Below are 4,952 nucleotides of genomic sequence, written 5' to 3' on the forward strand. Positions count from 1 at the left end.
CGGCTGGGGCTTTGTGAGTGCTCCGCCAGCAACGAATCCCGTCTCGAACGCTCCAGTTCGCTCAACTATCCCTCTATCGTACTACTAGCAGACCGACTCTACCAGCTGATTCTCCAGTTCCGCTCTGAAATAAAACGGCGTGAGAAGAGTTCTATGATACCCTCTAGTATATAGAGAGAGAAGACAGGAATCGATTGTTAAGCTCCGTACTCGGCTTCAAGTTAGTGGTCGAGAATCGCAAATCGCCCGAGAGCGTTCCGTTACGTGGCGTTCGCAGCTTTCTCGGTCACGTTCATATACACCAATCCCGAGAGGCAGCCGACTGGAATGGAGATCCACCACGTGAAAATAAAAGCGAGCGTGACAATACCGACCGACACCTCTGCGGCTTCCATAAGCGTAGCACCACGCAGCGAAAATACAGCTCCGGCGGTGAGTACTCCCCCGACGAGAACAAGCGACACGAGATAGGTTGCAATTGCTCCGATTCCACCGAGAATAATTCCGGTGATCGAAGAGGACGATGGCGCCAAACGCCAGCCGACGACACCGAGGAAAAATGCCGAAGGCACGACGATCGGGAGCGCGAGAGCGGGAAACAGGAAACTCACTATCCAATCGCCGCTCGCCGTTCGCACGGCGTCCACACTCAGCACGATGGCGAAAAGGGCGGTGACGAAAACCGCTGCCGAAGCAGCCGCGTATCCCGCGCCAATGTCAGGCCGATCAGCTCTGGGGAGACGACCGGGGCCGTATCGTTTGCAGGCTTTTCGAAGCGTCAGCCAAGAGGAGGGCAGCATACTCGGACTTCGGAGCAAAAGCGAATAGCCTTTGGGGTCAATTCTCCGATCAGTACGCACTCTTCCAGCGAACAACGGTTTCGTACCGTATCGTGTCTAACACATGGAATTTCAACAAAGCTAGTTGTTGATAAATCGCCACTAGCCCGGTGAGCATCTGCAGCGCCTCGGGTCGTTCGTTGATAAATAGCCGACGGCGAGGTCGCGATGAACACCTCCAAAGTCCCACCCCGCCCTCATCTGCAGCCTCACGCCTCCCCAGCCTCGTCGCCGGACTACGTCCGGCTCGTGGCGCGTCGCGCCACGCTGTCACCGGCGCGACGCGCCGCACAATTAGATGTAGAGATAGCCCAATCGTCGCCGTCGCATTCGCGGGGTTCCGCGTCACGTCGCCGACGACGGCCCCGTCCGCCGAGATCGACGCGAACCGCGACGGACCGGGGCGCTTTTTAAGACGACGCTCGAATTCGAGCCTGTGCTATCGGTCGAGCTCCACGCGCACTCTGCGCTGTCGTACGACGGGCGCGACCCGGTCGACCTCCTGTTGGAGCAGGCGGCCGGCGTCGGCCTCGACGCGCTCGCCGTCACGGACCACGACGAGATCGACGCCAGCATCGAGGCGGCCGAGCTGGCCCCCGAGTACGGGCTCGTCGGCATCGTCGGGATGGAGGTGACCTGCGCGGCCGGCCACGTGCTCGCGTTCGGCATCGACGAGCGCGTCGAGAGCGGGCTCCCCTTCGACGAGACGCTCGACCGCATCAGAGACCAGGGCGGGATCGCGGTGGTTCCACACCCCTTCCAGAAGTCCCGTCACGGCGTCGCCGCCCACGTCAGCGAGGACCAGCTCGCGAGCGCGGACGCCATCGAGGTGTACAACTCCCGGCTGTTCACCGGCCGGGCGAACCGACAGGCGGAGACGTTCGCGGTCCGCAACGGACTCCCGATGACCGCCGGCAGCGACGCCCACATCTCGGAGATGGTCGGGCAGGCCGTGACCGAGGTCGACGCCGACGAACGCTCGGCCGACGCGATCCTCGAGAGCGTCGCCGACGGCCGGACCAGCGTCGTCGGGAAGCGAACCCCGTGGCATGTCTCGCTCCGCCAGTTCGGCGGCGGAGCGAAGCGTCGCGCACTCCGCGCGCTCGACGCGCTTCGCTGACGCGATGGCTCTCGACGACGACCTGCGCGGCGCGTCCCCCGATCGGGTTCGGAAGGCCCTCCGCGACGAGGATCCGCTGGTCGGCAGCGACCCGGCTCTCGGCGGTGCCGGGTTCGCAGGGGTGCTGACCGCGCCGCCGGGACGCGACGGTCCAGTGCTCGTCCGGGACATCCTCGGCCGCGAGCCGCTGTTCGTCGAGCGAGCGGCGATCGACGCGTCGAATTCTATCGATCCCACGCGCCCGGACGCGTGGGCCCGCGACCCGACCGACCTCGACGACCCCGTCTCCCTGCCGGCGGGGAGCGTCGCGTCGGGCACCGGCGTCGAGCGCATCTGGTCGCTCCCCGAGGATGGACCGATCGATCCGGCGGCCGGGCAGGCCGCCGTCGACGACGCGCTCGACGCGACGCTCGCCGACCTCGTGACGGACGCGGGCGAGCCGGCCGACGACGACCTCGCGGTGGCCTTCTCCGGCGGCGTCGATTCCGGGGTCGTCGCCGCCGCGGTCCCGGACGCGCCGTGTTACGTCGCCGGCTTCGAGGGGTGTCACGACGTTGCGGCCGCGCGCGTGGCGGCCGAGGCGATGGACCGCGACCTGCGGGTCGTCGAGATCGATCACGGAGACCTCGTACGCGCCGCGCGCGAGGTGGCGGCGGCGACCGGCCGGCGGAACCCCATGGACGTCGCCATCGCGGTCCCGCTGTATCTGGTCGGCGAGGCGGCCGCGGCCGACGGGTACGACCGGCTCGCCGTCGGGCAGGGCGCCGACGAGCTGTTCGGCGGCTACAGCAAGGTCGTCGAGCCGGCCGACGACGCCCGCGTCGACGCCGACACGGTGCGCGGTGCCCGGACCGAAACCGTCGAGACGCTCCCGGACCAGCTCGAACGCGACGTGGTCGCGCTCCGGGCCGCCGGCGTCGACCCGGTCACGCCGCTGTTGGACGATCGGGTCGTCGCCGCCGCGCTCGCGCTCCCGGGCGAACGGCTCGTCGAGGGCGACGAGCGGAAGGTCGCGCTCCGCCGTGCGGCCGCGGGTCGCGTCCCGGAGTCGGTGCGGACGGCCGACAAGAAGGCGGTCCAGTACGGGACGTACGTCTCCCGCGAGCTCGACCGGCTCGCGCGGCGCGCGGGGTTCAAACGCCGCATGGACGACCACGTCGGACGGTACCTCGACGCGCTGCTGGCCGGTGATCTCGACGAGACGGCGGCCGACCTCGCGTAGCGGAAACCAGGGGAGCGCGCGACGACGGCCGGGAAAAACGGCCCGTGAGGGCCGAAACTGACCAAGCCGCCGTGTGGAGTACCAGTCCAGCGGCTGACGCCCGAACGGTCGGGCGTCGACTGAGGAGAGACGGTGACCGATATAAAATATCCGGAGTAGTGACAAATATGGCAACGCCGACCGGGGTTCGAGTGACGTTCGACCAGCGAACGGCGGAATTCAGTTGGAACCGTCCGATCGGGTTGGGCGAGCGCCGGCGGAACTCCACGCGCATCCGATCGCCGGTCCGAGAGATTCGGCGACGACCACGCGAACGGACGGTCCAGACGGCGGCGTCGGTCAGCTGGGGGGATCACCTGACGGGACTAGTCTCACCTGACGAGGTACGGGTCGCTGCCGGCGACGAACCGCCCGAGGTCGCTCTCGCGGCGGAAGTCGGTCGAACGGAGCTCGCGCAGCGACGCCACGAGCCGGTCGGCGTCGCCGTCCGTCCACGCCGCGGGGTCTTTGATCGGGACGACGAGCCAGCCGGATCCCAGGATCTCCTCGGCGTGGAGCGCCTCCATGTCGACCTCGGTCTTCCACGCGCGGGCGGTGTACTGTCGGAGGACGTGGTCCGTGGCGCGCGCGCCGACGGGCAAGAGCACGTGGGCGGCGATCGCCCGGAGCTCGGCGTCGAAGAACCGCTCCATGTCGGCGTACGCGTCCGCGGTCGGGGTGCCGTCCGCCGCGCACATGTGGAGGTACGAGAAGAACGTCCGGTCGGTTCGGATCGGGTCGAACGCGTCGGCGTCGCCCTCGGTCGCGGGACCGCGACGGTGGCCGTGGGTACCGGAGTCGGCACCGGCACCACCGTCGGCGGCCGCGCCGACCGCGGCCGTCCCGTCGGGCGCCGCGTCGTCGTGGAGTCCGTCGATCAGTCCGGCCGCGGACAGCGCCGCGAAGAAGGCGGACGACCACGGCTCGCCGGTGAACGGAACGCCCGTCGCGAGCCCGCCGTGGACGCCGGGATGGTCGCCGACGACGTGAAAGTCCGCGTTGGCGTCGCCGTAGCCGGGGACGAACGACGCGCAGTCGGGGCGCATCCCGAAGGGGTTGCGCGTCCGGTCCGTGACGTTCTGCACGGGCCCCGGTACGCGACGGATCGGTTAAATCCCGTTCGGTCCGCGACGCGATCTGACGAGCCACGTTCGCCGGTTTGCGACCCGAGGTGAAGCGCACGAGTCACGCTAGATTGGCATAACTTATGGAAACGATCCACGTTCGACCCGCCGTCGATATCCCGATCGTGTCAACCTTCGCAGAATAGTTCACGAACGATAATTATCGTTGTAGAATCGCACGACAGCGAGCGGATCGGTCGAACTCGGTCGACGCAAAGTATTTATACACTCATCCGTTCTGGTCGGCCGAAGAATCATGTTCGACCGCATCCGCACGGCGGCCCTGTTCGGGCTGCACCAAGCGACCGTCGCCGTCGGGATCTCGCTTTTCCCGATGGCGGTGTTCGCCCGCAAGCGTCTCGGGATCAACGTCCCCGTCGGCCGGCTCGTCGAGACCACCGGCGAAGTCTACGAGCGCGCCGAGAAGTAGACCGCGTCCTTCTCTCGGACCAGTCATCCCGTCGTATCGCCCTCAGATAGCCGCTGTTTCCCGCTAGAGTCAGTCCTCACGAGAGTCAGACACCCATTCGCGAGCGACCGGTACTGCGTCCGCAAGCACCCAGCCCGGCGTCCTCTCGGCCCCGCGACCTCACACCTCCCCAGCCTCG

5 protein-coding genes are annotated in these 4,952 nt (G+C 67.4%); 3 read left to right on the forward strand and 2 right to left on the reverse strand.

Translation table 11 applies throughout. The features are described 5' to 3' along the window. Positions 1 to 260: 260 nt before the first annotated feature. Complete coding sequence (locus tag GJ633_RS13870; protein ID WP_156589289.1) at positions 261 to 800, reverse strand: hypothetical protein; 540 nt, start codon at positions 798 to 800, stop codon at positions 261 to 263. Between the two features lie 475 nt (positions 801 to 1,275). On the opposite strand from GJ633_RS13870, the gene GJ633_RS13875 reads away from it, so the two are divergent. Continuing rightward, positions 1,276 to 1,959 carry a PHP domain-containing protein gene (locus GJ633_RS13875; protein ID WP_321169093.1) on the forward strand — a complete coding sequence of 228 codons (684 nt, stop codon included), beginning with the start codon at positions 1,276 to 1,278 and terminating at the stop codon, positions 1,957 to 1,959. 4 nt (positions 1,960 to 1,963) lie between these two features. Beyond that, positions 1,964 to 3,181, forward strand: a complete 1,218-nt coding sequence (locus GJ633_RS13880; RefSeq protein ID WP_156589290.1) for an asparagine synthase C-terminal domain-containing protein — start codon at positions 1,964 to 1,966, stop codon at positions 3,179 to 3,181. A 371-nt stretch (positions 3,182 to 3,552) separates the two neighbouring features. Here GJ633_RS13880 and GJ633_RS13885 read toward each other — a convergent pair whose 3' ends face one another. Next, complete coding sequence (locus tag GJ633_RS13885; protein ID WP_321169094.1) at positions 3,553 to 4,305, reverse strand: uracil-DNA glycosylase family protein; 753 nt, start codon at positions 4,303 to 4,305, stop codon at positions 3,553 to 3,555. 295 nt (positions 4,306 to 4,600) lie between these two features. On the opposite strand from GJ633_RS13885, the gene GJ633_RS17280 reads away from it, so the two are divergent. Beyond that, entirely contained in the window at positions 4,601 to 4,774 is a 174-nt protein-coding gene (locus GJ633_RS17280) for a hypothetical protein (RefSeq protein ID WP_197431351.1), read from the forward strand. Positions 4,775 to 4,952: the final 178 nt, after the last annotated feature.

The organism is Halorubrum sp. CBA1125 (assembly GCF_009742825.1).
Taxonomy (GTDB): domain Archaea; phylum Halobacteriota; class Halobacteria; order Halobacteriales; family Haloferacaceae; genus Halorubrum.